Raw genomic sequence first — 23540 nt, 5'->3', positions numbered from 1 at the left:
GTTAAACAAAAAACCAGCCAATCAAGCTACTCTGCCCTCAGGCCTCACCCATACCAAACCCAAGCATCAGTACATAAAAAATGGAACCCGTTAAGAGAACCGCTGATATTAAACCAACTGAGGCCAAGGCGTTTCTCTCATTCCGTTTCCATAGAGCAATGACACTCAGTACAATGGAGAGTGGTGCTCCGATATAGAGGCTATAAAAAATCGTTTTCACGACTGATTCATTGGGTATCGTTGAAACGACGAACAGAAGCCCAAGAAGGACCATTGGAATTCCCACGGAGAGATAACTAATCCAGGAATATCTTTTCACATTGATTCCCGCCTTTCTAAAGAACGTTCTTCTTTAATAGACGATTGTGATGCCCGTTAAGTTTCACAAAAACCACCATTTTCCATTTATTCAAAAAAATAAAAAATAGGCATTGAATTGTCTCTAATAATTTGAAATAATTGGAATTGCCAAAATTATTCCAAATACCTTTTTATCAGAAAAGAGGATGACATATGCTGAAAAAGATACCATTCAAGCGGATACGTTGGCCTGGGTGGGTTGTGCTGATCATAATAGGATTTTCTTTCGTTTATGGGATGGCCCAGCTCGTCGATGCGATCCGGTTCGACCCTGAATCGGAAGGAGCCTCTCCAGTGAGCATTGACTTCAAGACGGAATCGACGGATACAGATACGTACACGATGTCCATTAAAACCCCCGTTATGGAGGATCCACAAATCAAGAAGCCTCTTAAAGACTGGATCAAGAAAGAAAAGGAAGACTTCTTAAAAAGGGTGAAGGAAAACAAGAAAGAGCTTGGGGAAGGGTACCGGGCCCACCTCATCATCCAGGCCGACAGCAGGAAATCGACCCATGATACATATAGCATCATGTTTCACTCGTATCAGCTGGTCAATGATGTCCGGGGAAAGGAGCATGTGAAGACCTTCACCCTCGATGTGTCAGAAGAGAAGTTCGTCAAGCTGCCGGACATCATGACGACGAATGATGAGTTGATCCAAATGATCCGGACCCGTCTTCAAGGGCAGCCCAATGCGGAACTTCAGGAGATTTTAAAGGATCCGGCCTCGTGGAATTGGACATTAAACGGGAAGGCACTTACCTTGTACTTCAATGATATCAATGAAGCCGGTCCCACCCGGGTGGAACTCCCCATCCATGCCCTTCTCCCCTATCTTGATGATAAGACAGCCGACGACCTAGAAGTAGCAGAGGCGTCGACGGGAATGGGAGAGAAATATGTGGCCCTTACCTTTGATGACGGTCCCGACCCTTACGTGACACCACGGATTTTAAACGTACTGAAAGAACATGACGTCAAGGCGACCTTTTTCATGTTAGGCAGTCAAGCAGAGAAATACCCGGCCGTTGCGAAAAGTGTCGCAGAAGCCGGACATGAAATCGGCAATCATACGGATCATCATAAAGATTTGACGAAGATCGGCAGAGAGCAAATGGTTCAGGAAGTCCTGGCTTCCCGTCAAAAAATCACGGCTGCGACGGAGGAAATCCCTGTCATGCTGCGCCCGCCTTATGGTGCGATCAATCGAGACGTAGAAACGGTAGCCAATGATAATGGGACATCACTCGTCCTCTGGTCCGTCGACTCCCTAGACTGGAAAAACAAGAATGCGGCCGCCATCCATTCTGTCGTGCAGAAGGAAATCGCTCCCGGGGCAATCATCCTCCTCCACGATGTGCACTCCACCACGGCCGATGCACTTCCAGGGTTATTGACCTTGCTTGAGAAGGAAGGGTATGAATTTCTCACAGTCTCCCAGTTGCAGGCGAAACTCGCAGTGGAAACCGCAAGCCCTTTTTATGGAAGTATGAAAAAGGGATGAAGCCCTCTTTAGACCTCATCCCTTTTTTCTTTATTGTCCCCTTTTAAAAGAGAGAACATAAGTAAATCATCAAACTGCCCACACGTATATTCATAATGTCTGAGCAGACCTTCTCTGTGAAAGCCCTTCTTTTCCACCAGTTTTCTCGAGGCGTCATTCTCAGGTATAATCAAGGCTTCAATCCTCTCAAGATTAAGGTGTGTAAACCCATGATTGACCACAGCATCCAGTGCTTCTCCTGCTATCCCCTGCCCCCAATACTCCCTGTTCAATTCAAATCCTACTTCCGCCCTAAAGTGCTTTGGATGTAGATTCAGGAAACCACAGCTTCCAATGACCTTTCCTTCGTCCTTCAACGTTATCCCCCATCGAATGCCCGAACCGTTTTCTCGGATTTCCTTATACCAATCAATTTCACCCTGTACCTCTTGAACGGATTGAAATGGAGGCAGCCCCATATGCTGGACCACCTTTTCATCAGAAAGGTACGTCCACATATCTGGAGCATCAGATGAGAGGACTTCCCGTAATATCAGTCTGTCGGTTTCAATAAGTGGAAAAGAGCTTCTCATTTCGTTCCCTGCTTTCATCATTCTTTAATCATTTAATCCTTTACCGTCCAAAATATGCTGGACATATTTATCCACCCTCGACTCCCGGGTTTTCGCTTGTTTCGCTTTTGAAATATAAAGGATGTAGGCACGCTGGCGTCCAGGCGTCAAGGCTTCAAATGCCGTTTTCAACTCTGGCATTTCTTCGAATTTATGCTCCAGTTCATCTGGCACGAAATATTCTTCCGTCTTTTTCAGTTCCACTTGTAGTCCTGCTTTTTCGACTTCTATCGCTTCCTGTATGTACGCTTCCAGGATCGGCTTCATTTCAATGATTTCTTCTGCAGTAGTGAACCGGATCTGGCGTGCCGCCTGCACATTTTCCGTCTGTTGAATCAGAACCCCTTGAGAATCCTTAAGTAACGCCCCTTTGTGAAACAGGAGGGCACAGTAGTCTTTGAATCCATGCATAAGCACAATGTTCTTACCACCTAATGTGTAGCATGGATGCATCCACTTGATTTCCTCCTCCAGCTCGTCAAAGGAAAGAAGAATACTTCTCAGCCTTTCATATTCTTCCTGCCACTGTTTCGCTTTTTTTATAAATCCATCCACCTTGCGATTAGGCTTGATCACATGCACCACTCCTCTCTTCTATTTTCGCCAAAATCCCGAGAATTCAGCTTTTTCCTGAATATTATAGGTGATCATATCTTCAAGCAGTCTGTAATCGACTGGATCTTTCCAAGGAATGCGAAACAACCCTTTGGTCGCACTGTAGCCGGCTTCTTTAATGCGGTCGGCGAAATGCACCATTGTGACTTCTTCAGGTGCAACGCTTACATGGTGCTTCGCAGTCGAAATCCCGATGATAAAGGTCCCGTGATCGGTAAACATCGGCGTATTCCACTTGATGGCTGGTTCCAGTTGTGGGAATGTCTCCCCCACCCACGTCAGGATTTCCTCCATTCGATTGCGATGATCGGGGTTATCGATCCCTTCTAAATAGCTCGTAAAGACGTCCATATTATTTCCTCCTTATTTTTGCTTTTCTTCGTAAGACCGTGATAAAACCGTCCAGTATATCATGGGAAATCGTGAATCCCTTTCTCTGATAAAATGCCAGGGCATCATCATTCCCATTCGAGGTGAAGACAAAATAATCCTCGACATCGTCAAACTCTGCCAACCATTCCATCGACATGTTGTACAGTTTCGATCCGATCCCAAATTGGCGATACCCTTCTTTTATGTAAAACTGCGAGAGACATCCTACGTTCTCTTTTTGGACAGTCGAAAGGTCGAAAAACGTGGCAAAGTCATTCGAATAGGCTTCCTTTGGTGAGATGTTCGTATACACATAGGCGATGATTTCGTCCTGTCGATCGTGATCCTTCACGATCACCAGGTAATTATGTACGGCATTTTTTATAGACGGAAGCATCCGCGTGTCAAAATTCATGCTGTCAAACCGCTCCGGCGCAATAGATGCTTTCGACTTCTGGAAGAGCATCAGTTCATTGCACAGATCCCGGCAGGATTCGGCCTGTTCTTCAGGAATTACTTCATACTGTAGATTCATGTTTATCATTCCCTTATTATAAGCTTGCGTCATCTCTTAATATAGGTATTTCTCGATTGGTTGGTGGTTTTCCTTTATGATCAAGTAGAATTTCCAAAGGGCATGGTAGAGTAGCCTTTCGAGGGGCAACTTGGCTCGGCTAAACCATAGAGAACGTTCAATCTCTTTCCCCATTATTCCAAAACCTCGCTAACTACTCAAGAAAATGATCATTGGTTTTTCTGCATGAGCTACCTTTAATAAGTGACAAACAAAAAAAGCCCTTTGTCCCCCACAGACAAAGAGCTTTCTTTTTTTAATGTCCGACGGCTTTATCAAGTCCGCCCGGCTGATTGTGAACAGCCAGCCTGTTCACAAGTTTATTGCTTTCTTCGTTCAATCCGATCAAGGTGACTTTTACACCGTTCTGGTGATATTTGATAACCACTTTATCGATGGCCCCTACAGCCGAGTCATCCCAAAGATGGGCATCTGTAAGGTCCAGTGTCACTTCCTTCACCTGTTCAGTGAAATCAAATGATTCAACGAACTCGGTTACGGAAGCAAAGAACAACTGACCTGAAACCCGATACACCTTTTTATGCGGTTGATCGGTGGATAACGTCGTGATCTTCACTTTCGAAATCTTGGAGGCAAAGAATATGGCACTCAAGATGATTCCAACCAGAACCCCTTTTGATAGATCATGTGTCAGGAGTACGGTAATGACCGTAGCCAGCATCACGACCGTATCGGATAATGGCGTCTTATGAAGATTCTTAATGGAAGCCCAATCGAATGTCCCGATGGAAACCATGAACATCACACCGACTAGGGCAGCCATTGGAATGGTGACAAGGAAATCGTTTAATAACAGAATCAGGATCATTAAGAATACACCGGCTACCAGGGTAGACAAACGTCCTCTTCCGCCTGACTTCACGTTGATGACCGATTGACCGATCATGGCACACCCTGCCATTCCGCCAAAGAAAGCAGAAACGATATTCGCAACCCCTTGTCCCTTTGCTTCCTGGTTCTTATCACTTGTTGTGTCCGTCATATCATCCACGATGGATGCGGTCAATAAGGATTCAACCAATCCGACAATGGCAATGGATAGCGAATAGGGAAAAATGATCTGTAACGTTTCAAAGGTAAATGGAATATCCGGGATCAAGAAGATCGGTAACGACTGAGTCAGCTGCCCCATGTCACCAACAGTCCGCACATCACTATTCATCAAAACAGCGACCACTGTGATGGCTATGATGGCAACCAAAGGAGATGGAACCGCTTTGGTGAAGCGTGGGAGAATATAAATAATCGCCAACGCACCGGCAACCATCGCATACATCACCCATGTCTCCCCTACAAAGTGTGGCAGTTGCGCTGTAAAGATCAAAATAGCCAAAGCATTCACAAATCCGATCATGACGGAACGGGGAACAAACTTCATTAATCGTCCTAACTTACATACACCCATAATGATCTGAATGACACCCGTCAGAATGGTGGCGGCCAGTAGATATTGCAGCCCGTGATCGGCCACAAGATTAACCATCACCAGAGCTGTTGCACCGGTCGCGGCGGAAATCATGCCGGGGCGCCCACCTACAAACGCAATGACCACGGCAATACAGAAGGAAGCGTACAATCCGACCATCGGATCGACACCCGCTATGATCGAGAACGCAATGGCCTCGGGAATCAAAGCCATGGCTACAACCGTTCCTGCCAGGACATCCCCACGGATGTTTCCAAACCACTGAGATTTAATTGTTGATAAATTCATTATGCACCTCTTTATTTAGAATTTTTTGTTGACTTTCAACTCTCATGAAAGTCGGGTCCGTTAAACACAAGGCACATTATATAACGAATTCCACCGATTGTGAAGTGTCCATTAAAACGATGACAAACCTATTTTTCTTTCATTTACTTTTATATACGCATAATTTCGTTACAATTCGACTTCTATTAGATTCATCGTAAAGGATAATAGATGGTGATAGTCGAATACCATATATATATCTTGAAACAACATAGAAAGGAGATTCATTCATGTTCAGTAAAATTTTATTAGCAACTGATGGGTCCGACCATTCTATTAGAGCGACTGAAAAAGCCATCGCCCTTGCCTCCTGCCAAAAGAACGGCACCATTGAAGTGGTATATGTCATTGACGGAAAACAGTCAAAAGATGATGTACTGCAGCATTGGGGAACCGACGCAGCTGCACATCGAAAGCAGAAACTTTTACTAATCGAACAGAAGATCAAACATGCGAAGATTAACTATACAACACATTATTTGCACGGGGAACCGGGTCCCACCATCGTCAAGCACGCGAACGAACACCAATTTGACGCAGTGGTGATTGGGAGCAGAGGGTTGAATACCCTTCAGGAAATGGTCTTGGGGAGCGTGAGTCATAAGGTAGCGAAAAGAGTGAAGTGTCCTGTGATGATCGTGAAATGATAGAACCCCTTGGGCTCACTGGCCGAAGGGGTTCCGTTCATTCCGTATTAATCTTAGCAGCAGGGGCTTCCTTCGTTTTCTTCAGCAGAACAACACTGTTCTTGTTTCACTTCTTTTATCTCGATTTGACAGCACTCTTCGGAATCGCTTTTCTTATCCCCCAGTAAAATCTTAATGAAATTCATATCATCCATCCCCTTCCATTTTCAAATTAAAAAAATTGATTAATTGTATACATCAACTTTATTTGATTTATACTATTAGTATATGTTTCACTTTTCAGAATAGCAATTAATAAATCAAAAAAAATTGATTTTAGGAACCGACCTCCAGTTTGTTGCATAGGATAACACCAATACATCAAATATATTTGATTTAACTCTTGACACATAAAAATAATGGATATAAGATGATTACATCAAGAAAAATTGATAGAGAAACGAGGCACGTATGATGACAAATGACATCCCATTACAAGATGTATCCAACTTAAAAATCTTTGAAACCTACGAACAGAAGTTCAAAGCCATTGCCGATCAAAAAAGACTTCAAATCATGAACATATTGACGATGAAAGGCGAAATGTGCGTATGTGACCTGGCTCCATTGATGGATATGAAGCAGTCGAAATTATCGTATCACTTGAAGATCCTTCTAGATGCGAACATTGTGAAGAAAGAAACAAAAGGAACATGGAGCTATTACAGTTTGAACCAGGATGAGATCAACCACCTCCTGTCAGAAGAGTTATGTTGTCTATTCAGGCCTTCCCGTTAAATTTTTAAATGTTATATCAATTTTTTTTGATTAATAAATCAACTTATTTTGATTAATGGAGGAGATACAAATGATTAACTTCTATAAAGAAGAAATGATCTTAAAGGAAAAAAGAAGCGACATGCAGGAAAGGGTAGCCATGTATCACGCTAAACCGGCATCATCCATCAACACTAAGAAAATCGAAGACCAACTATGCTGCGGCCCTTGCTGCCCGGCAGTTTAATCAGGAAAGGGGACGGTCACTATGTGGGGGGAAACAGTTAAAAGCTTTCTGGAAATTGCACTGGAATTAACGGTCTTGTTTGTGGTCATTTCATTTGCCATCAGTTTACTGCAAGGATTCATCCCTTATGAAAAAATCGAGAAAATGATTTCCGGGAAAAACAAGGCTTGGGGTGCCGCCGCTGCAATCGTTTTTGCATTTGTCACACCATTTTGCTCATGTTCTACGATACCTGTTGTCGTGAATATGTTAAAAAAGAAACTGCCGTTTGGAATTGTGATGATCTTCTTATTCGCTTCACCCGTTTCAGACCCCACGATCCTCACGATCATGGGGGTCGTACTCGGGTGGAAAGTAGCCTTTATTTATACAGTGATTACGACCATCTTCTCTATTAGCGTCGGCTTCCTGCTCGAGGCATTCGGATTTGAAAAGTATGTCAAGAACGTCATGATGACCGGGTTTAATGAAGAAGAGAAAAAGTTCTCCTTGAAGGGGGCTTGGAAGGAAACCATTGACTTGATGAGAAGCGTTTATCCCTACCTCATTATTGGAGCTGCCATCGGTGCCGTCATACACGGACTCGTTCCGACTGAGTGGATTTCCGGTTTCTTTGGGAGAGAGCATTGGTGGCTCATACCGATCGCAGCCATTGTCGGGGTTCCTTTATATATACGTCTTTCAAGTATGATCCCCATTTCACAGATTCTGATTATGAAAGGAATGGCACTCGGACCTGTTATGGCGATGATGATCAGTTCAGCTGGAGCCAGTCTTCCTGAAGTGGTCCTTCTAAAATCGATTTTCAAAAAACAACTGGTCATGACCTTTGTTTTATCAGTGATCACCATGTCTACCGTATCCGGGTTTATATTCTATCTCATCTGATAAATTGAAAAGAGGCCGCTGCTCATATGCAGCGGCCTCTTTATGTTAACAACATTGATTGGCACCGATCAGGACCAGCCCTACTCCATCAGGGGTAGTTTCGATATCGATCGTGTATGCATCTGTTCCCTCCATTGAAGGGGCGATGGCAACGCGGATGCCATTGATGGTTTCAATCGTGTCTGTCGGTTCCGGGTCGTCCATGGATACGGCGATCTGGGGGCCGCAGCAGCCTGCTGTGGACGATAAACGGATACCTTCTGCTCCCTGTTCTTGTAACACTTCCGTTAATACGGTTCTCGCTTGATCTGTAATGTGCATATGTGTTCCCTCCTATTTATTCGGGTAAAGCTTCCGTAAAGACTCCATCATTTCAGGTTTCACATTGATTTTAGGACGGGACTCTTGGGCCATGGCTTCCGCTTCCTCCAACGTTTCGGCGAATCCAAGTTCAAGAAGGGTTCCAACCGCGACTGTACCTGTACGGTTGCTGCCTCCCTGACAGTGGAAATAAATGTTCTTCCCGTCTTTATAGGCTGTTACCACTTGCTCGATGGAAGCCTTGATGGAGTCATCTTGATCCCCTTCGTTGTCGACGATCGGGCTGTGAATGCGTGAATACACTGCATCACTTTGTGGTGACTCCGCCCTTAAATCGAAGACAAGATCAATGGATTCGTGCTTCACGGCTTCTTCTGCATCTTCCGCTCCGCCTATATAAATGCGGTCCTTGATTAGTTCATGATAGTTTTTCATGTCGGTACCTCCACTAGTTTATGAGATATTCTTTCAACTTGTTATATCCGATTTTATCTTCTGCCATCCATGGGATCGTCGCTGTCTTTTCTGCAAACTGGTTCTGTACTTTCAAAATCCAGTCCTTTTCAGATTGTGCTTTCCCCTTTAAAACGGGATCATTCGTCTTGGTCTCCAGCAGGCTTTGGTTGATCACCCACCACTTTGGAGTGATGGAAGCGCGCTTAAGGTCCTCCTGCAGACGGGACGATTCCAAGACGGGTGTTGCTTCAGCCAAGGTGACAATGACCACAGCCGTTTCCTCCGCATTTCGCAACTTTGGCAGGAGCTCTTTAACACTCGCAGGGACGTCACCTGTCGATTTCTCGATTTCTTTACTGTATGATTCTGCTGCATCCAGTAGCAGAAGGGTGTGGCCGGTAGGGGCCGTGTCGATGACGACGATTTCATCCTCCGATCGTGCCACCACTTCACTGAATGCGCGGAAGACGGCAATTTCTTCGGTACAAGGGGAATTCAAGTCTTCCTCAAGATAAGCAAGTCCGTCCTCATCGACATTCTCTTTCGCCTGATCCAACACCTCTTGCTTATATTTTTCCACTTCCGTTTTCGGGTCAATGCGGCTGATCGTCAAGCGTTCGTTTACTGCATCCTGCTCAAACTGGTAGTGGATATGAGCTGCCGGATCCGTCGTCGTTAAGTGAACTTTATGCCCTTTTTCAACGAGCCCTACAGCGATGGCGGAGGCTACGGTTGTTTTTCCGACTCCGCCTTTCCCCATGGTGAAAATTAAAGATGTTTCATTACGGGAGAAACCTTCAATGAGATCGTTCAGATTTTCCGTTTCAATAGACAAGTCCTGATCTTGAACGGAATATGCCGGTATCGTTGACTTGAATAAGTGGCGCAGGTTCTCGACTCCTGTCAATGAATACGCCACGAACGGAAGAGAATAAGCCACCAACTGCTTCAGTCCCTCTGGCATCGTTCTTAAAGCTTGTTGCTGTTTGTTGTAAAAAGCAAGTGAAACAGGATCTTGTGCCACCTTATCCTGTAATAGTCCGTTCACGAGAAGAAGTTGATGATTCAACCCGATCTCCCGTAACTCCAGCGCTGCTCTATTCGCTTCCATAAGGGATGATCCATCTGCTCTCGTAACAAGTAGCAGGGTGGTTTGATCCCGGTCAGATAATGCAGAGACCGTTTTGGAGTAAAGTTCTTTTTTCTCTGCGAGTCCAGCAAGTGGACCTAAGCAGGAAGCCCCGTGGGTACTTTCTTCCAGAAATCCGTTCCAAGCTGTCGGAAGCTGCAATAAGCGAAGGGTATGCCCTGTCGGAGCTGTATCAAACAGGATATGATCGTACTCCTCCGTGATCTCCTGATTGGACAGGAGGCCCGAAAACTCGTCAAAAGCGGCAATCTCCACTGTACAGGCTCCGGACAATTGTTCTTCCATGGTCGCAACCACCGAATCCGGGAGAACTCCCCGATAAGGACCGACCACTTTATCCCGATACGCCCGCGCAGATTCTTCCGGATCAATATTGCTGATCCACAGATTGTCGACGACCGGAACCTGCGTTGGCGTGTTGGAACAGTCCATTTGAAACACATCCTGCAGGTTCGACGCGGGATCGGTGCTGATGAGCAGGACTTTCTTTCCCTGATCGGCCAAGGCAACCCCGGTGGCACTGGCTGTGGACGTCTTTCCCACGCCGCCCTTACCTGTTATAAAAAGGAAGCGGGTCTTCACCACTTGCTGAGGGACATAAGATTGAAACATACATCTCATCCTTCCTTATTTCCGTGATTTCAAGTCGAGGGATAGTCGGACTTTCGGCTTCTTCGTCAACTCTTCCGGTGAAAGGTCGAACCATTCAGCCATCTCTTCGTTCGTAGGATAATTCCCTGACTTCACGACGTCACCATCAAGCAGTACAAGTGGTAATGAGTCCGGCCCCTTTTCCTGAAGGACTTTGCTGATGACCCGATTTCCTGCGAACTTTTCAGGCTCGCTGGTCAACTGATAACGGGATACATCATATCCCTTTTGCTCAAGGGAATACACAGCAGATGCAATCCTGGTCAACTCGGGATCGACGGTTGGTCCGCATACCCCGGTTGAACAACACATTGCTGGATCGAAAATCTCCATTTTACTCATCGTATCTCTCCTTCTTTTTATTAAAACGCCAGAAAAGAAGCCAAGAGAACACCGTCTCTTGGCTATGTGTTTTTATTCCCCCGTCTCAGAAAAACGGTGGATTCTCTCTCCCACCTCATCACGTACGCGTTGGAAGAATGCCCATTTCTCTTCTTCCGTTCCTTGCGCCTTCGCAGGGTCATCGAATCCCCAATGTACGCGTTTCACTTGAGGCGGTGTCACAGGACATTTATCCGCTGCATCTCCGCAAAGTGTGACAACTAAGTCAGCATTATTTAGAATTTCCGGGTCGATGATATCGGATGTTTGGTTCGTGATATCGATATCGACTTCTTTCATTGCTTTCACTGCATTTGGGTTCAAGCCGTGTGCTTCGATTCCAGCACTGTAAACATTCCACTCGTCACCTAAGTGTTTTTTCGCCCAGCCTTCCGCCATTTGGCTTCGGCATGAATTCCCTGTACATAGGAAGTAGATGGTTTTCTTTGACATGTTGAATCTCTCCTTTAGTGTTTGTTAGATGATTAATAACCAGATATAAAGCCCCACCAGTGTGATGAATAGGGTTGGGATGGTCAGGATGATTCCTGTTTTAAAGTACGTCCCCCAGGAGATTTTTACCCCTTTTAAAGAAAGGACGTGTAGCCATAATAATGTTGCCAATGATCCGATCGGGGTAATCTTCGGTCCAAGATCCGATCCGATGACGTTGGCGTAGATCAACGCTTCTCGTGTGACACCCGTCGTATCCGTGCCGGCAATCGCCAGAGCATCGATCATCACCGTCGGCATATTGTTCATGATGGACGATAGGATCGCCGCGATGAATCCCATTCCGACTGTGGCTGCAAATAATCCTTGATCAGCCGTCATCTGGATGACATCTGAAAGCACATCCGTCAGCCCTACATTACGCAGGCCATACACGACCACGTACATGCCGATCGAGAAGAACACAATCGCCCACGGAGCGCCTTTGATGACGGTTTTCGTATTCACCGCTGCACTTCTTCTAGCCATGGCCAAGAAGAAAATGGCCACGATCCCGGCAATGATGGAAACCGGCAGACCGATGAATTCACTGGCGAAATAGCCGACAAGTAGGATCGAGAGCACCACCCAGGAAAGGCGGAACATCTTGATGTCCTGAATGGCATCCACCGGTTTTTTAAGCTGAGAAACATCATAATTCTTCGGGATGCTCTTTCGGAAAAAGAGATAAAGGACCAGTATACTTGCTCCGAGTGAAAACAGATTCGGAACGATCATGCGAGATGCGAACTCCACAAACCCGATTCCGAAGAAGTCAGCGGACACGATGTTCACGAGGTTACTGACCACTAAAGGCAGGGACGTGGTGTCCGCGATGAATCCGCTCGCGATGATGAATGGAAACACAAGCTTCTCACTGAAATTCAGGTTCCGTACCATCGCAAGTACGATCGGTGTCAGGATCAGTGCCGCTCCATCGTTGGCGAAAAGAGCCGCCACCACTGCTCCGAGGAGTGAGACGTAAACGAACATCTTTACACCGTTTCCTTTTGCCGCTCTTGCCATATGCAAGGCAGCCCATTCAAAAAATCCAATCTCATCAAGGATGAGAGAAATAATAATAATTGCAATAAATGCTAAGGTCGCATTCCAAACGATGCCGGTCACATCAACCACGTCGCTGAAATCGACTACCCCTACAAGCAGTGCCAGTATTGCTCCGCCAATAGCTGACCATCCGATGGAAAGGCCTTTCGGCTGCCAAATGACGAGCACAAGGGTGATGAGAAAAATCACAGATGCCAATATAGTCATAATTCCTTTTATACCTCCTATTATTCACATGAAATGCGTAAGCCCTGCTCCTCCAATTCCTTCAACTTGAAGTCCTGATTCGGCAGGTGGTCCAGGAGGCTTTGTATCATCGGGAAGTATTCACTTTCCCGATTAAGGGAATATATGATCCATTGACCACGTCGCTTCTCCCTTACGATTCCTACATCCTTCAACTTACGGACGTGCTGACTAATAGCAGGCTGACTCGCTTGAAAAATCTCCACGAATTCACACACACAACAATCATTTGTATCTAGTATCTTTACCATGGTCAACCGGGTTTTATCCCCTAGTAACTTAAGAATGGTCGCGGATTTGTCTATTTCAACCGTCGATGCTTTCATCCACTCGCCTCCTTATATTAATGTATGCTTATATAATAATTCACTTATATATAGATTGCAAGATGTTTTTGTATTCTACTTAGACGCTGCTTTAGAGTTGTTGGACACTGTGTACTAATTTTGTGAAGAGATAGAGAAAAGGAACGGAATTAAAGAAAAAAACCGGAGATTGTTCCCCGGTTTTAATCTATTTTTAAGTAACAGTAAAACAGACACCAACCAACTGAAACGATTAAGGCTCAATGAGATCCGTATCAGGAGGGATATATCCAAGCTGTCTGCCTATTTTCACGATTTGTCCTTTATGGTGAAATTCGTGTGTGACGGTATGGGTATACAACCATAATGCAGAAATCTCGGCAATATCGTCTTCCCCGAAGGATATGTGCATGGTGTAATCCCACTTCCCTTTGAACTCCTCTAGAAATTCATGAAGCAGGTCATCTGTCTTCCTGAAAATGTCACGCATTTCCTCTACAGTGTTTGCGGAATCCGCAGTGATTTTAGGAAGGGACCGACCTAGAGCACGACTTCCCAGCCATACACGATAGCAATCCGCTACGTGAACGTGCAGATTACGGATGGAGTCTCCTCCAAACGATTCAAGTTCTTTTACATAATCTGTTTGGGACATCGTTTCACAATAACGGAATAATAATTCTCTCGTACGGCGGATCCAGTCATATTGATTTATAAAAACGTCCATCTTTCGGCCTCCATTTTTGAAAAGTGTATAGGTTAATCATTCTATTTTCGAGCTTATATTTCCTTTATGTATGAAAAGATATCTAATAAACCCTCTCAACGTCTAACCAGTAAATAATCAGGAGCTTCTTTCTTTACGAAATGCTTCTCAATGAACGATAGTACTTCCTCATTTCCAGGAAAAGACACAATGCCCATTGCGTCTTCAAAGGACAACCATCTATAATCACTATGCTCTTCGTTTAACACCACCTCCTGATCATCTGCTACGAATCCCACAAACACAGGCGCGATGTATATGTAATTCCCTTCAATGGAATAAATCCGATCAAAGGTGTTGGCAGAATATAAGGAAAGGTTTGTGATGCCTGTCTCTTCTTCCACCTCTCTGTATGCGGCTTCCCAGGCTTTTTCGCCTTCCTCGATCCCTCCGCCGATATAGCACCATTCATCTTTCAAGACAGATTCGGCTCTTTTCACGAGTAATACTTTGTGTTGGTCATCCTCTTTTTTCAGTAATACGACGGCGACTCCTGTACATCTGATTGATACTTCACTCATGTCATCACCCTCTTCGCTTCTGTCCACAATCGCTGGACCCTTACAAGTTCGAGACCATTAAATTCCATTCGATAAATATCCGGCTTGGATGTACTGTGCAGGAAACTCAAATCAAAGCGGCTGTCATAATGGCCCATCATCAGCGTCATGATGGCTCCATGTGTGCCGACCGCAATTTTCTTTCCTTCATATGTATGTAAGAGTGTATTCAATGCAGCAATGGCCCGACTTTGACATTCGGCATTCGATTCCGCACCCTTTAAGGCAAAATCAGGGTCGTGGAACGACGCCTCCAACAAAGGTCCCAGCTCCTGGTCGGAAATCCGTTTGTTACCTGTGGAAAAGATCCTTTCCTTCAGGTCTTCTTCTACGATCGCAGATTGTCCGATATGCTGACTTATCCCTTCTACCGTTTGAACTGAACGGAGGTAGGGACTTGATACCACGGGTGGTCATCGCAACAGGATTCATGCCGGTTCCATCCACTTTCATGCGAGATCTGAAACAATCATGCGGAGTTCATATTTATCGTGCGGGAATAGAAGAAATCATGCGGGATATGAGATAATCGTGCCGGTTTGTCGAATTTTCTTTACACTTAGCTCCCCGCTCAGTCTCCTAAACTCTCCCCCGTCAAAATTTCAAACAAACGAGCAGAGTTTTCCTTTGTCAGCTTGGCATACTCATCTGCACCCTGCATGACCTCGAGTTCATCTTTCATCGGACTGATCCACACCTGATGCAGCATGGGCTTAGCATCGATATTCGGATTTTTAAATTCATACATAAAACGATAATCAGGAGGCCGGATGAAGTCTACTTGTGCATCCTTCCAGTGAACATCACGAAGGATTCCCCTTACCTCTTCCACCTGCTTTGTATCCGTGACCTTGTTAAACTCTTCATATTTATCTTCATTTCCGACCTGCTTCTCGACGACGATGTTTTGTTTTTCGTCACCGATTCCCAACTCGTTTCCCTGACAGCCGACCAATAGAATCGCAAGAATGATGAGTGCCATTCTTTTCATCTGCATTCCACCTCACCCCAATAGAATGGCATCATATAACTCCACCCGCACATCAGAAGGGTCCCCAGGCTGGTTTTCTTTTTGATAGATTTCTAGATTCCAACTCTTGGTGGAACGGGTATACCCGTTTTCATGAATCCACTGGTGCAGCTGCTCGTAGCTCTGACGGATGTCATGATTGGGACCCTGGTGAAAAATCGTGCCATAGGTGTGGGGCGGGATGGTCAAAGTGGTCATGTCTGTTGGAATGTCTCCATAGTCACTTACCTGCAACCCGATCCAGTAACCATCTTCTTCCGGAGATGATTCTTCTACGATAAAGGCACCGATCTGCTGATCAGGGTGCAGGGCATGATGGATTTCACCCGCTCTTTCTTTCAACTGCTTCGCCGCTTTCGGGATTTCCACCACGTACTCGTCACCAGGGCAAACGACCCTGAACCCCACTAATTTCACTTCACTAACGCTTTTCAATTCTGCCATCATTTACGCCTCCTCTATCCAATCATTAAGGTTTTCCCGGACAAACGCGATATCCTTCTGGTAATGTTCCACATGCCCTTCTTCTATCATCTTTTGAAAAGCAGGGTCCCCTTCCCGTGCTTTCCGGTGGATGGTTTGACAGATTGCTTCCAATCGGCGGAGGACCATCTGAAGATCCTCCATTCCAAAATCAATATCGTACGACTCAAAGAATCGGTTCACTCTCTCTTTGACCCTCGCTGCATCTCGTTCCCTATCGTAATGCATAGCGTCACCCGTCTCTGAATAACGGACACGGCTCAAAGGTACACAGGTATAGAGTGTATATGCGATATCCCAACGTCTTGGACCGGGCCCCGCCACGTCGAAATCGATAATTCCTACAGGATTCTGTTTGTTGAAAATGATGTTGTATATAGCGAAGTCATTGTGGCATAGCACTTCAAAGGGTTCTGGCGTGAGATCGATTGGCTGCCAGCCGTCGTCGATGGGGAAATCGCTCACGGCGTCATGATAGTGCCTGAGCATCTTCGCGATACCGCTCAGTACCTCATCCGACCACATGTATTCCTTTAACGGATAGTTTCCCGCTTCCCCATTTATGAACGATAAGATTTCCCTGCCTTTCTCGTCGATTCCGAGAAACGCCGGTGAGTGCCGGAATCCTTTCTTTTCGAGATGGTTCAGAAGCTTGTGAATCCTCGCGCTCTCGGGCTTCAGTTCCCGACGGACAGTATTTCCGGAACGGTAAACGGTCGAGACATTCCCGCCGGCTAGTTTTTCTTCGTGTGTCATAAGCTACCCCCATGAAACCAGTTTGATCCTACAATCCCAATTATTTCAAAACTCAGACCATTTCTCAATCCCCTACTCACTTCAACGAAAAAACCTCTCGTTTTCACAAGAGGATCAGCTTTTCTTCGGCAGGAGGAGCGTGACGGTCGTGCCCCAGCCTACTTTACTTTTCACGGACATTTCTCCGTTGTAGTCTTTCATGAGCTTGAAGCATATGGTGAGGCCAATGCCTGTCCCTTTTTCTTTATTGGTGAAGTAAGGTTCCCCGATCCGGGCGAGGCGCTTCTTGGAAATGCCTTTCCCGTTGTCGATGATCCGGACCCGGATACACTCATTTGTCTGATCTAGCTTGATTTTAATCTTGCCTTTTTCCTCGACGGCTTCAAGACTGTTCTTGATCGTATTGAGGAGCACCTGTTTGAAGTGAGATTCATGAAAGGCAACCAGGGTGTCGGACGGAAGTGTGCTCGACATGTAGATCCTTTTATTCTGCTCCGCCGCAACAGCGTCGAACAGGATCCGGACATGGTTGACTTCATGATGGATATTGAGCTCTATGTCTTCTTCGCGGAGGTCGCCATCGTCATTCGCTTCGGGCTTTGCAAGCAGCAATAGCTCCCTCAATACTTCGTTTACCCGATCGATTTCTTCGAGCATGATTCCTTCATACTGACTGTCCACATTCTTTTCTTTCATAAGTTGGATGAAGCCCCTCACCGTCGTCAGTGGATTTCGGATCTCATGGGCAATGCTTGCCGCGAGTTCCCCAATGACCTTGCTTTTTTCAGTTGAGAGGAGAAGCTGTTCATTTTGCTTCTGATTCGTGAAGTCGATTCCATAAAACAGGGTGTACAGTTCCTTGTCATGATAGCGCAAGGTCGTGGTGCCCCATTGGATATAATGGACTTCCCCGTTGATACGTGTCAGTTTCTGCAGTTCCCCGCGAGTGATTTTCAACTGATGTGCCTTCAGGAAGTTGGAAAATCTCATGCCCATCATCTGTTCTCCGGATATCAACAATAAGGCACAAATGGAATGATTGATCTTCACGATCCGATTTTCTTTATCCAACACAACGAGATAGTTCGGATTGATATTCATGATTTCTTCCAGCAGATTGCTTTGTTTCACGAGACTGTCGTTAGCCACATTCAGCTGTTCCGATTGCATCTGGAAGAAGCCGAGAAACAGGAGGATGGCGACAAGGATGGAATTGAAGCTTGAGAAATATAAAGGCAGCACACCAAACCCGCTGATGACCCCATTTAAGAAAACAAAGAAGGAGCCGAACACAAGCTTGGAATAAAAAAGACGGAAAAAGGTATCATGCAGCTTTAATGTAAGCCCAAAAAGGAAAAACGTGTGAACAAACACCAACAACACATTAATGATAAAAGTAGAGTTAAGCATCCCATACACGGGAATGAGATGAGAAGGGGCGAACGCCGTTTCCGGAACGAGCGCATACGAGGTGACTCCGATCTTAGTGAAGTTTATCCCGTATACAATGAGACTGAATCCAACGAGGAACAGGAGCACCGCTCTATTAAAGAACATGTGATATTTCCTTAATTCATCATGCCTTTCTTCAAGATAGTACGCAAAATAGTACATGACCGGCATGATCAGAATCGGGCCGATCCGGAAGATCCTGAACGCATGATCGATCAATTCTCGAGAAAAATAGTCATTCGCATATAAAAAAGCAATATCAATCTGCCATAAACATAATAGGAATAAAAATAAGGATAACGCTTTGCTTAAGGTGGATTTTGAATAGAATAAGAGCGATCCTGAAATGATGACAGGAATGAATGAAATAGCGACTAACAGAACAAACTCCATTAACCTCTCCCCTTTTGCGATGATCATGCAGATGTTGAATCCCTTGTGAGGTAATCACATTACGTTTCTGTAACTGAGGGATGCTTTCTTATTTATATCGGATTCCGAACGATCTTGTTGAACAACTTACCTAAATTCCTTCCGACCACCATGCAACTTAAAAGAAGACGCTTCCATTATTCAGGTAGGCGAATAGACCCACATCATCTATTTTACTGAATTACGAAAGAAAACTATATATATTTCCCTAGTGAATAAACGTTACTTTATGGTAAAAAAGGATTATCGTTGGAAAAAATCATATAAAAATCCCGCCTCCATGGAGAGAAGCGGGATCGTTTAGATGTGGATTTGAGCAAACGGCTAATATAGTAGAATCGGGGATCATTTCTTTCTGTCCTTCAGAAACGATACAGCAATGGCTGCAATGACATCACCAATCGCCGTCAAGAGTGCCATCATCCACTCACCCCTTCCTTTTTCTTAACGAACGGGCTGATAGCCGTTCCGATCGCTAGACCAAGAAACGCAGCAATGGCATAGAAACCGATGGCCATCCCGTCCCAGCCTCCGACCATGAAGATACTGTATAGAATGGTACTGAGACAGACCAAGCCCAATAGTGCAGACAAACTGAATACGATATGATTACGGGTATACCTGGCGATCAAAACAATCAGACATGCTGAAATGACAAAAAGCATGATGATTGGCAGCCATCCCTCTAACATCAACATATTGCCACCCCCTATTAAACTCCTCTGTTAAACCACCAAAAGAAAAAGAGTATCACGGCCACAATAAACCCAAGGAAGGCAACCACATGTTTTCTTTCCGTTTTTTTCTTACCGGAATGAGCAGCGGCAATACCTCCGACCAATGGCAAGGAAATGGCGACCCACATCCAAAAACCCATCTAACTTGCTTCCATGAATGAGAGAATCTTGTCTTTCAAGCCATCATTGCTTGTATACAAAATATACGTTTCAGAATGAGTCTTGATGACGACTCTGTCTGTGTGGCCATATGGCAGACCGATTCGGATGGCCTTCTTATCTTCACCACCATATGTATCATCCATCGTTACGTCTTTGATTTCTGAAAGGGGGATGTCTATTTCACTTAACTGCCATTTGATCCGCAGGTTCTCATTGTTCCTCGATACCTTTACTTCCATTCTGATCACTCCTATCTATATACATATTTCTACGAGATAAGGATACAGAAAGTTTCAAATTTCTTCCTATTTCAAACTTGACGCCTCTTTCTTCCTCTTGTTTTCAGGTTGCTTTAACCAGTACCGTACCCCTTTTCCAGCCAGCGGTTCGTCATTATACCGCGGGATTACGTGCAGGTGGCAGTGGAAGATGAACTGATTGGATACCTCTCCGACATTCCATCCAAGGGTATAGCCGTCTGGTGAATACGTTTCATCTAAATATGTCTTTGCCTTTTGTAATAATTCGTATGTATCGTTCCATTCTTTCTCTGTTAACTCGAAAGCGTTTGCGTGATGACTTCTCGGCACAATCACGCCGGACCCCTCCAGTACATCCTGGTGCTTGTTATGCTGCAGGAAATAGCAGGATTCATTTTCGAATACGATGTTTTGGTCTTTGTCCTTTTCCGGATGGCAGAATGGACAGGTTTCTTGATTGGTCATGTGTTTTCTCCTTTCTTACTATCAGCTCTATCGCAACGCCTTACCAGAAACAATATGCCAGTGGAGGTGCTTCGAGTCCTGGTAGTCTCCCGTATTTGTGATGACTTTACACGCACCATGCTCATCTGTGACCATTCGCGCAACCTTTTTTATGACGCCTAATAGTTCAAGCAATAATTTATCTTCCCCTTCTTCCAGCGTGAGGAGTGATGGAACATGCTTCTTAGGAATCGCCACGATATGGACAGGATAAAACGGCCTGGTGTGATGGTAGGCAAGGACATTTTCTGTTTCGAACACCTTTTTCACTTCGGTTTTCCCGCTCAATACCTCATCACAATAAAAATCATTCGTCATGGTTTGACCTCCTTGATACGGCTTCTCTTTCCAATTATTTCAAACCTCCCTCCTTTTGACAATCCCAAATCCCAGTAGAGTCACTTATTTCACTTAACTGTTCAATTTTGCAAAAATAACCCATACAAACTCTACACAGTGAAACCCCTTTCATTACTGGTTAAATGCCTATATACTAGACTCATAAGATGATCATCTACTAAACAAGAATATAAATATGCAAAATTAATCAGAGGAGGATCCTCATGGTATTGGATAAAAGACGTGCACACTTATTATCCATCATTCAGCATTCGCCCGATCCGGTCCCGACGAAGGAACTGGTCGCCAGAATGAACTTGTCTCAACGCACCATTTATTACGATCTTGATCAGATCAACAGCTGGCTGAGGACGGAAGGCTTGGAACCAATTGAAAGTCAGCATGGAAAAGGGTTGTTTTTGCCCCCTGATTCGAAATCGAAGTTGATGATTTCGAAGGATCAGAGTTTTGAAGATTGGCAGTATCAGTTATCGAAAGAAGAACGCGAAGTCCTCATTAAAGCCTCGATCCTCTTGGAGGAACAGGATGCGTCGATGCAGCGGTTCATGGATCTTACGAGCATGAGCCGGGGAACGATCGCGAAGGTGATTAAAGACATCAAGAAGGAATTTCGTGAAGCAGGACTCCAACTTTATTACAAAAAAGGATCAGGCTACCGGTTAAAGGGTCCCGAGGAGGCAAAGCGAACGATGCTTTCCACGATTCTTGCGACCATCTTTTCCCACCACGATTGGCAGAATGTCCGGAATGAGGTTCATCGGATGATTCAACCGGAAGCGGATACGTGGTCACAGGAAACCGAGCAAAGGCGCCTGGTGCGGGAAATCCTTTATGAAGCGGAAAAGGAATTGGGATTGACGCTGACGGATGAAATGGTCGAGATCCTGTCGCTTCAAATCCTGATGATCATGAAGCGGATCGAACTGCAAAAGTATATCTCGGTGCTTGACGAGGAGAAAGAAGTCTTGAGGCAGACGGAAGCCTACCGGGCAGCCCTTCATATCACAAATAAGCTGGACGTCGCTTTTCCGAATGATGAGGTTTGCTTCATCACGATGAACCTGCTCGGATCCAAAGTGCAGCAGGATAATTTCAACCGCTATACGGAACAGGAATTGTCAGGGCTGAAGGAAGTCGTTCAACGGATGATCCATGATTTTCAGGCTTACTCCTGCATCGTATTCGATGACAAACAGGGACTGGAGGAAAACCTGATCTCCCATATCAAACCGACGTTTTACCGGCTCAAGTACGGGCTCTCGATTGCGAATGATCTGGCTGACAGTATTCAAACGACGTACCCTGACATCTTTCACCTGACAAAGCGGGTGATGAGACATCTGGAACTCTATGTCGGAAAAGCGGTACCCGATGAAGAGGCAGCCTATATCACCCTTCATTTCGGAGGATGGTTGACGAAAGAGAAGAAAAAGGTCGAGACGAAGTTCAAAGCCCTGATCGTCTGTGAAAACGGGATCGGGACATCCAATATGCTCCGGACCCAGCTCGAGAATCTGATTGCCGGGCTCAATGTCATCACGACGCTATCCATGCGGGAATATCGAACGAACGAGTACGAGGCGGATATTATCTTTTCCACGAATTATATAAAAGAAAAAGACATTCCCGTCATCCATGTGCCCGCCATACTGACCAATTCGGAAAAGGAACGGGTCATGCAGCGGATGAATGAGCTTTTCGACTCGAAGCCGACCGAAAAGAACCGGACCGACCTTCTGATGGACGTGATCAAGCGTCACGCGACCGTCCATGAAGAAGACGCACTGAAAAAAGAACTGGTCCAGCTTTTAGAACAAACTACTCCCACGATAAAGGAGCTCAGAAAGCCTATGCTTAATGAATTACTGACAGAACAGACGATCCAGCTGAAAGACCGTGTCACGGATTGGGAGGAAGCCATCAAGGTGGCGAGTGAGCCCCTTGTCGAACAGCAATCGATCCGACCGGATTACGTGGAGGCGATGATCACGAACGTGAAGGAATTGGGTCCTTATATCGTCATCGCACCGAATATCGCGATCCCTCATGCACGTCCTGAAACAGGAGTCGAACAGCTGGGGATGAGCTTCCTGCGACTCGAAGAACCCGTTTATTTTTCCGAAAAAGAAAAGCATCGCGCTCAGCTCATCATTGTGCTTGCGGCAATCGATAATCAAACGCACTTAAAGGCACTCTCACAGCTTACAGAACTATTATCAAATGAAGGCAATGTAGAAAAGTTGATCGCAGCAAACGATCAAGAAACCGTCATTGAATTAATCAATCAAACTGTAGAAGTATAAATTTGAGGAGGAAATCAAAATGAAAAAAGTATTAGTGGTATGTGGAAATGGATTAGGAAGCAGCATGATCGTAGAAATGAACGTAAAAGCAGCATTGAAGGATATGGGGAAAGAAGCAGAAGTATCCCACACGGATTTGACAACAGCCAAGACGGAACAAGCGGATCTATTCCTCGGTTCTGAAGATATCGTCGAGAGCCTTGAAGATGGCCGCAAGAATGTAGTGAAGTTGAAGAACCTGATGGATAAGAACGAACTTCGCGCAGCATTGGAACAAAATATCTAGTCCACTTTTAAAAAGAAGGAGCGATACAC

Annotated in this window: 33 protein-coding genes and 1 pseudogene; 8 read left to right on the top strand and 26 right to left on the bottom strand. The window is 45.2% G+C overall.

Annotated features, from left to right (window positions below; translation table 11 throughout):
* Positions 1 to 37 precede the first annotated feature (37 nt).
* Positions 38 to 319: a hypothetical protein gene (locus V8G47_RS06325; RefSeq protein ID WP_336199364.1), complete on the bottom strand. Its 282-nt coding sequence runs from the start codon at positions 317 to 319 to the stop codon at positions 38 to 40.
* Between the two features lie 194 nt (positions 320 to 513).
* Between V8G47_RS06325 and V8G47_RS06320 the strand changes: the two genes are divergently transcribed.
* Positions 514 to 1866, top strand: coding sequence for a polysaccharide deacetylase family protein (locus tag V8G47_RS06320; RefSeq protein ID WP_336199363.1), 1353 nt, complete (start codon positions 514 to 516; stop codon positions 1864 to 1866).
* 8 nt (positions 1867 to 1874) lie between these two features.
* Here the strand turns inward: V8G47_RS06320 and V8G47_RS06315 are convergent, their stop codons facing one another.
* From V8G47_RS06315 to V8G47_RS06295, 5 genes are all read right to left on the bottom strand, one after another.
* Positions 1875 to 2438 carry a GNAT family N-acetyltransferase gene (locus V8G47_RS06315; protein ID WP_336199362.1) on the bottom strand — a complete coding sequence of 188 codons (564 nt, stop codon included), beginning with the start codon at positions 2436 to 2438 and terminating at the stop codon, positions 1875 to 1877.
* A gap of 24 nt (positions 2439 to 2462) precedes the next feature.
* Entirely contained in the window at positions 2463 to 3053 is a 591-nt protein-coding gene (locus V8G47_RS06310) for a YdeI/OmpD-associated family protein (protein WP_442970801.1), read from the bottom strand.
* Positions 3054 to 3071: 18 nt separating this feature from the next.
* Entirely contained in the window at positions 3072 to 3443 is a 372-nt protein-coding gene (locus V8G47_RS06305) for an iron chaperone (RefSeq protein ID WP_336199360.1), read from the bottom strand.
* A gap of 1 nt (position 3444) precedes the next feature.
* Positions 3445 to 3999 carry a GNAT family N-acetyltransferase gene (locus tag V8G47_RS06300; protein WP_336199359.1) on the bottom strand — a complete coding sequence of 185 codons (555 nt, stop codon included), beginning with the start codon at positions 3997 to 3999 and terminating at the stop codon, positions 3445 to 3447.
* Between the two features lie 295 nt (positions 4000 to 4294).
* Positions 4295 to 5773, bottom strand: a complete 1479-nt coding sequence (locus V8G47_RS06295) for a SulP family inorganic anion transporter (protein WP_336199358.1) — start codon at positions 5771 to 5773, stop codon at positions 4295 to 4297.
* A 269-nt stretch (positions 5774 to 6042) separates the two neighbouring features.
* Here V8G47_RS06295 and V8G47_RS06290 point away from each other — a divergent pair, with 269 nt between their 5' ends.
* Positions 6043 to 6459 (top strand): universal stress protein, encoded by a 417-nt coding sequence (locus tag V8G47_RS06290; protein WP_336199357.1) that lies wholly within the window; start codon positions 6043 to 6045, stop codon positions 6457 to 6459.
* A gap of 53 nt (positions 6460 to 6512) precedes the next feature.
* Here the strand turns inward: V8G47_RS06290 and V8G47_RS06285 are convergent, their stop codons facing one another.
* Positions 6513 to 6644, bottom strand: coding sequence for a hypothetical protein (locus V8G47_RS06285; RefSeq protein WP_336199356.1), 132 nt, complete (start codon positions 6642 to 6644; stop codon positions 6513 to 6515).
* A gap of 268 nt (positions 6645 to 6912) precedes the next feature.
* On the opposite strand from V8G47_RS06285, the gene V8G47_RS06280 reads away from it, so the two are divergent.
* The 3 genes from V8G47_RS06280 (at position 6913) to V8G47_RS06270 (ending at position 8350) form a co-directional block, all read left to right on the top strand.
* Positions 6913 to 7236, top strand: a complete 324-nt coding sequence (locus V8G47_RS06280) for an ArsR/SmtB family transcription factor (protein ID WP_336199355.1) — start codon at positions 6913 to 6915, stop codon at positions 7234 to 7236.
* A gap of 70 nt (positions 7237 to 7306) precedes the next feature.
* A complete protein-coding gene (locus tag V8G47_RS06275; protein ID WP_336199354.1) occupies positions 7307 to 7462 on the top strand; it encodes a hypothetical protein in 156 nt (51 codons plus the stop codon).
* A 21-nt stretch (positions 7463 to 7483) separates the two neighbouring features.
* Positions 7484 to 8350, top strand: a complete 867-nt coding sequence (locus tag V8G47_RS06270) for a permease (RefSeq protein WP_336199353.1) — start codon at positions 7484 to 7486, stop codon at positions 8348 to 8350.
* Positions 8351 to 8395: 45 nt separating this feature from the next.
* On the opposite strand, the gene V8G47_RS06265 is transcribed toward V8G47_RS06270, so the two are convergent.
* The 10 genes and pseudogenes from V8G47_RS06265 to V8G47_RS06220 form a co-directional block, all read right to left on the bottom strand.
* Positions 8396 to 8671, bottom strand: coding sequence for an adhesin (locus V8G47_RS06265; RefSeq protein WP_261751836.1), 276 nt, complete (start codon positions 8669 to 8671; stop codon positions 8396 to 8398).
* Between the two features lie 12 nt (positions 8672 to 8683).
* Complete coding sequence (locus tag V8G47_RS06260) at positions 8684 to 9106, bottom strand: protein-tyrosine phosphatase family protein (protein ID WP_336199352.1); 423 nt, start codon at positions 9104 to 9106, stop codon at positions 8684 to 8686.
* Between the two features lie 13 nt (positions 9107 to 9119).
* Entirely contained in the window at positions 9120 to 10889 is a 1770-nt protein-coding gene (gene arsA, locus V8G47_RS06255) for an arsenical pump-driving ATPase (protein ID WP_336199351.1), read from the bottom strand.
* A gap of 15 nt (positions 10890 to 10904) precedes the next feature.
* On the bottom strand, positions 10905 to 11270 hold the full coding sequence (gene arsD / locus V8G47_RS06250) for an arsenite efflux transporter metallochaperone ArsD (protein ID WP_336199350.1): 366 nt from the start codon (positions 11268 to 11270) through the stop codon (positions 10905 to 10907).
* Positions 11271 to 11342: 72 nt separating this feature from the next.
* Positions 11343 to 11762, bottom strand: coding sequence for an arsenate reductase (thioredoxin) (gene arsC / locus V8G47_RS06245; protein ID WP_336199349.1), 420 nt, complete (start codon positions 11760 to 11762; stop codon positions 11343 to 11345).
* A gap of 24 nt (positions 11763 to 11786) precedes the next feature.
* A complete protein-coding gene (locus tag V8G47_RS06240; RefSeq protein WP_336199348.1) occupies positions 11787 to 13076 on the bottom strand; it encodes an arsenic transporter in 1290 nt (429 codons plus the stop codon).
* Positions 13077 to 13096: 20 nt separating this feature from the next.
* Positions 13097 to 13441, bottom strand: coding sequence for an ArsR/SmtB family transcription factor (locus V8G47_RS06235; RefSeq protein WP_229593121.1), 345 nt, complete (start codon positions 13439 to 13441; stop codon positions 13097 to 13099).
* A 232-nt stretch (positions 13442 to 13673) separates the two neighbouring features.
* On the bottom strand, positions 13674 to 14147 hold the full coding sequence (locus V8G47_RS06230; RefSeq protein ID WP_336199347.1) for a DinB family protein: 474 nt from the start codon (positions 14145 to 14147) through the stop codon (positions 13674 to 13676).
* A 95-nt stretch (positions 14148 to 14242) separates the two neighbouring features.
* On the bottom strand, positions 14243 to 14707 hold the full coding sequence (locus tag V8G47_RS06225) for an NUDIX hydrolase (protein ID WP_336199346.1): 465 nt from the start codon (positions 14705 to 14707) through the stop codon (positions 14243 to 14245).
* Positions 14704 to 15153: pseudogene (locus tag V8G47_RS06220) on the bottom strand (histidine phosphatase family protein); the annotation flags it as partial. The pseudogene V8G47_RS06220 and the gene V8G47_RS06225, both read right to left, overlap by 4 nt.
* On the opposite strand from V8G47_RS06220, the gene V8G47_RS06215 reads away from it, so the two are divergent.
* Positions 15144 to 15275 (top strand): hypothetical protein, encoded by a 132-nt coding sequence (locus V8G47_RS06215; protein WP_336199345.1) that lies wholly within the window; start codon positions 15144 to 15146, stop codon positions 15273 to 15275. The pseudogene V8G47_RS06220 and the gene V8G47_RS06215 sit on opposite strands and share 10 nt — an antisense overlap.
* Before the next feature lie 42 nt (positions 15276 to 15317).
* Here V8G47_RS06215 and V8G47_RS06210 read toward each other — a convergent pair whose 3' ends face one another.
* The 9 genes from V8G47_RS06210 to V8G47_RS06170 form a co-directional block, all read right to left on the bottom strand.
* The gene (locus tag V8G47_RS06210) at positions 15318 to 15737 is read right to left on the bottom strand and encodes a hypothetical protein (RefSeq protein WP_336199344.1); all 420 of its coding nucleotides are present in this window, start codon (positions 15735 to 15737) and stop codon (positions 15318 to 15320) included.
* Between the two features lie 12 nt (positions 15738 to 15749).
* Positions 15750 to 16220, bottom strand: coding sequence for a GyrI-like domain-containing protein (locus V8G47_RS06205; protein WP_336199343.1), 471 nt, complete (start codon positions 16218 to 16220; stop codon positions 15750 to 15752).
* A 3-nt stretch (positions 16221 to 16223) separates the two neighbouring features.
* Positions 16224 to 17015, bottom strand: a complete 792-nt coding sequence (locus V8G47_RS06200) for a phosphotransferase (RefSeq protein ID WP_336199342.1) — start codon at positions 17013 to 17015, stop codon at positions 16224 to 16226.
* A gap of 114 nt (positions 17016 to 17129) precedes the next feature.
* Complete coding sequence (locus tag V8G47_RS06195; RefSeq protein WP_336199341.1) at positions 17130 to 18860, bottom strand: ATP-binding protein; 1731 nt, start codon at positions 18858 to 18860, stop codon at positions 17130 to 17132.
* 458 nt (positions 18861 to 19318) lie between these two features.
* On the bottom strand, positions 19319 to 19597 hold the full coding sequence (locus V8G47_RS06190) for a YesK family protein (RefSeq protein WP_336199340.1): 279 nt from the start codon (positions 19595 to 19597) through the stop codon (positions 19319 to 19321).
* A 14-nt stretch (positions 19598 to 19611) separates the two neighbouring features.
* Positions 19612 to 19776, bottom strand: coding sequence for a hypothetical protein (locus V8G47_RS06185; protein WP_336199339.1), 165 nt, complete (start codon positions 19774 to 19776; stop codon positions 19612 to 19614).
* Positions 19777 to 20037, bottom strand: a complete 261-nt coding sequence (locus tag V8G47_RS06180; protein WP_336199338.1) for a SunI/YnzG family protein — start codon at positions 20035 to 20037, stop codon at positions 19777 to 19779.
* A 66-nt stretch (positions 20038 to 20103) separates the two neighbouring features.
* Positions 20104 to 20523, bottom strand: coding sequence for an HIT family protein (locus tag V8G47_RS06175; RefSeq protein ID WP_336199337.1), 420 nt, complete (start codon positions 20521 to 20523; stop codon positions 20104 to 20106).
* Positions 20524 to 20550: 27 nt separating this feature from the next.
* Positions 20551 to 20880, bottom strand: coding sequence for an HIT domain-containing protein (locus tag V8G47_RS06170; protein ID WP_336199336.1), 330 nt, complete (start codon positions 20878 to 20880; stop codon positions 20551 to 20553).
* A gap of 245 nt (positions 20881 to 21125) precedes the next feature.
* Here V8G47_RS06170 and V8G47_RS06165 point away from each other — a divergent pair, with 245 nt between their 5' ends.
* Both V8G47_RS06165 and V8G47_RS06160 read left to right on the top strand, forming a co-directional pair.
* Positions 21126 to 23225 (top strand): BglG family transcription antiterminator, encoded by a 2100-nt coding sequence (locus V8G47_RS06165; RefSeq protein ID WP_336199335.1) that lies wholly within the window; start codon positions 21126 to 21128, stop codon positions 23223 to 23225.
* Positions 23226 to 23244: 19 nt separating this feature from the next.
* On the top strand, positions 23245 to 23511 hold the full coding sequence (locus V8G47_RS06160) for a PTS sugar transporter subunit IIB (RefSeq protein WP_044338820.1): 267 nt from the start codon (positions 23245 to 23247) through the stop codon (positions 23509 to 23511).
* Positions 23512 to 23540 lie beyond the last annotated feature (29 nt).

The organism is Rossellomorea sp. LJF3 (genome assembly GCF_037046045.1).
GTDB lineage: Bacteria > Bacillota > Bacilli > Bacillales > Bacillaceae_B > Rossellomorea.
Note: the sequence above shows the minus strand (reverse complement) of the source record. Positions and strands in the feature narration are given on the sequence as shown.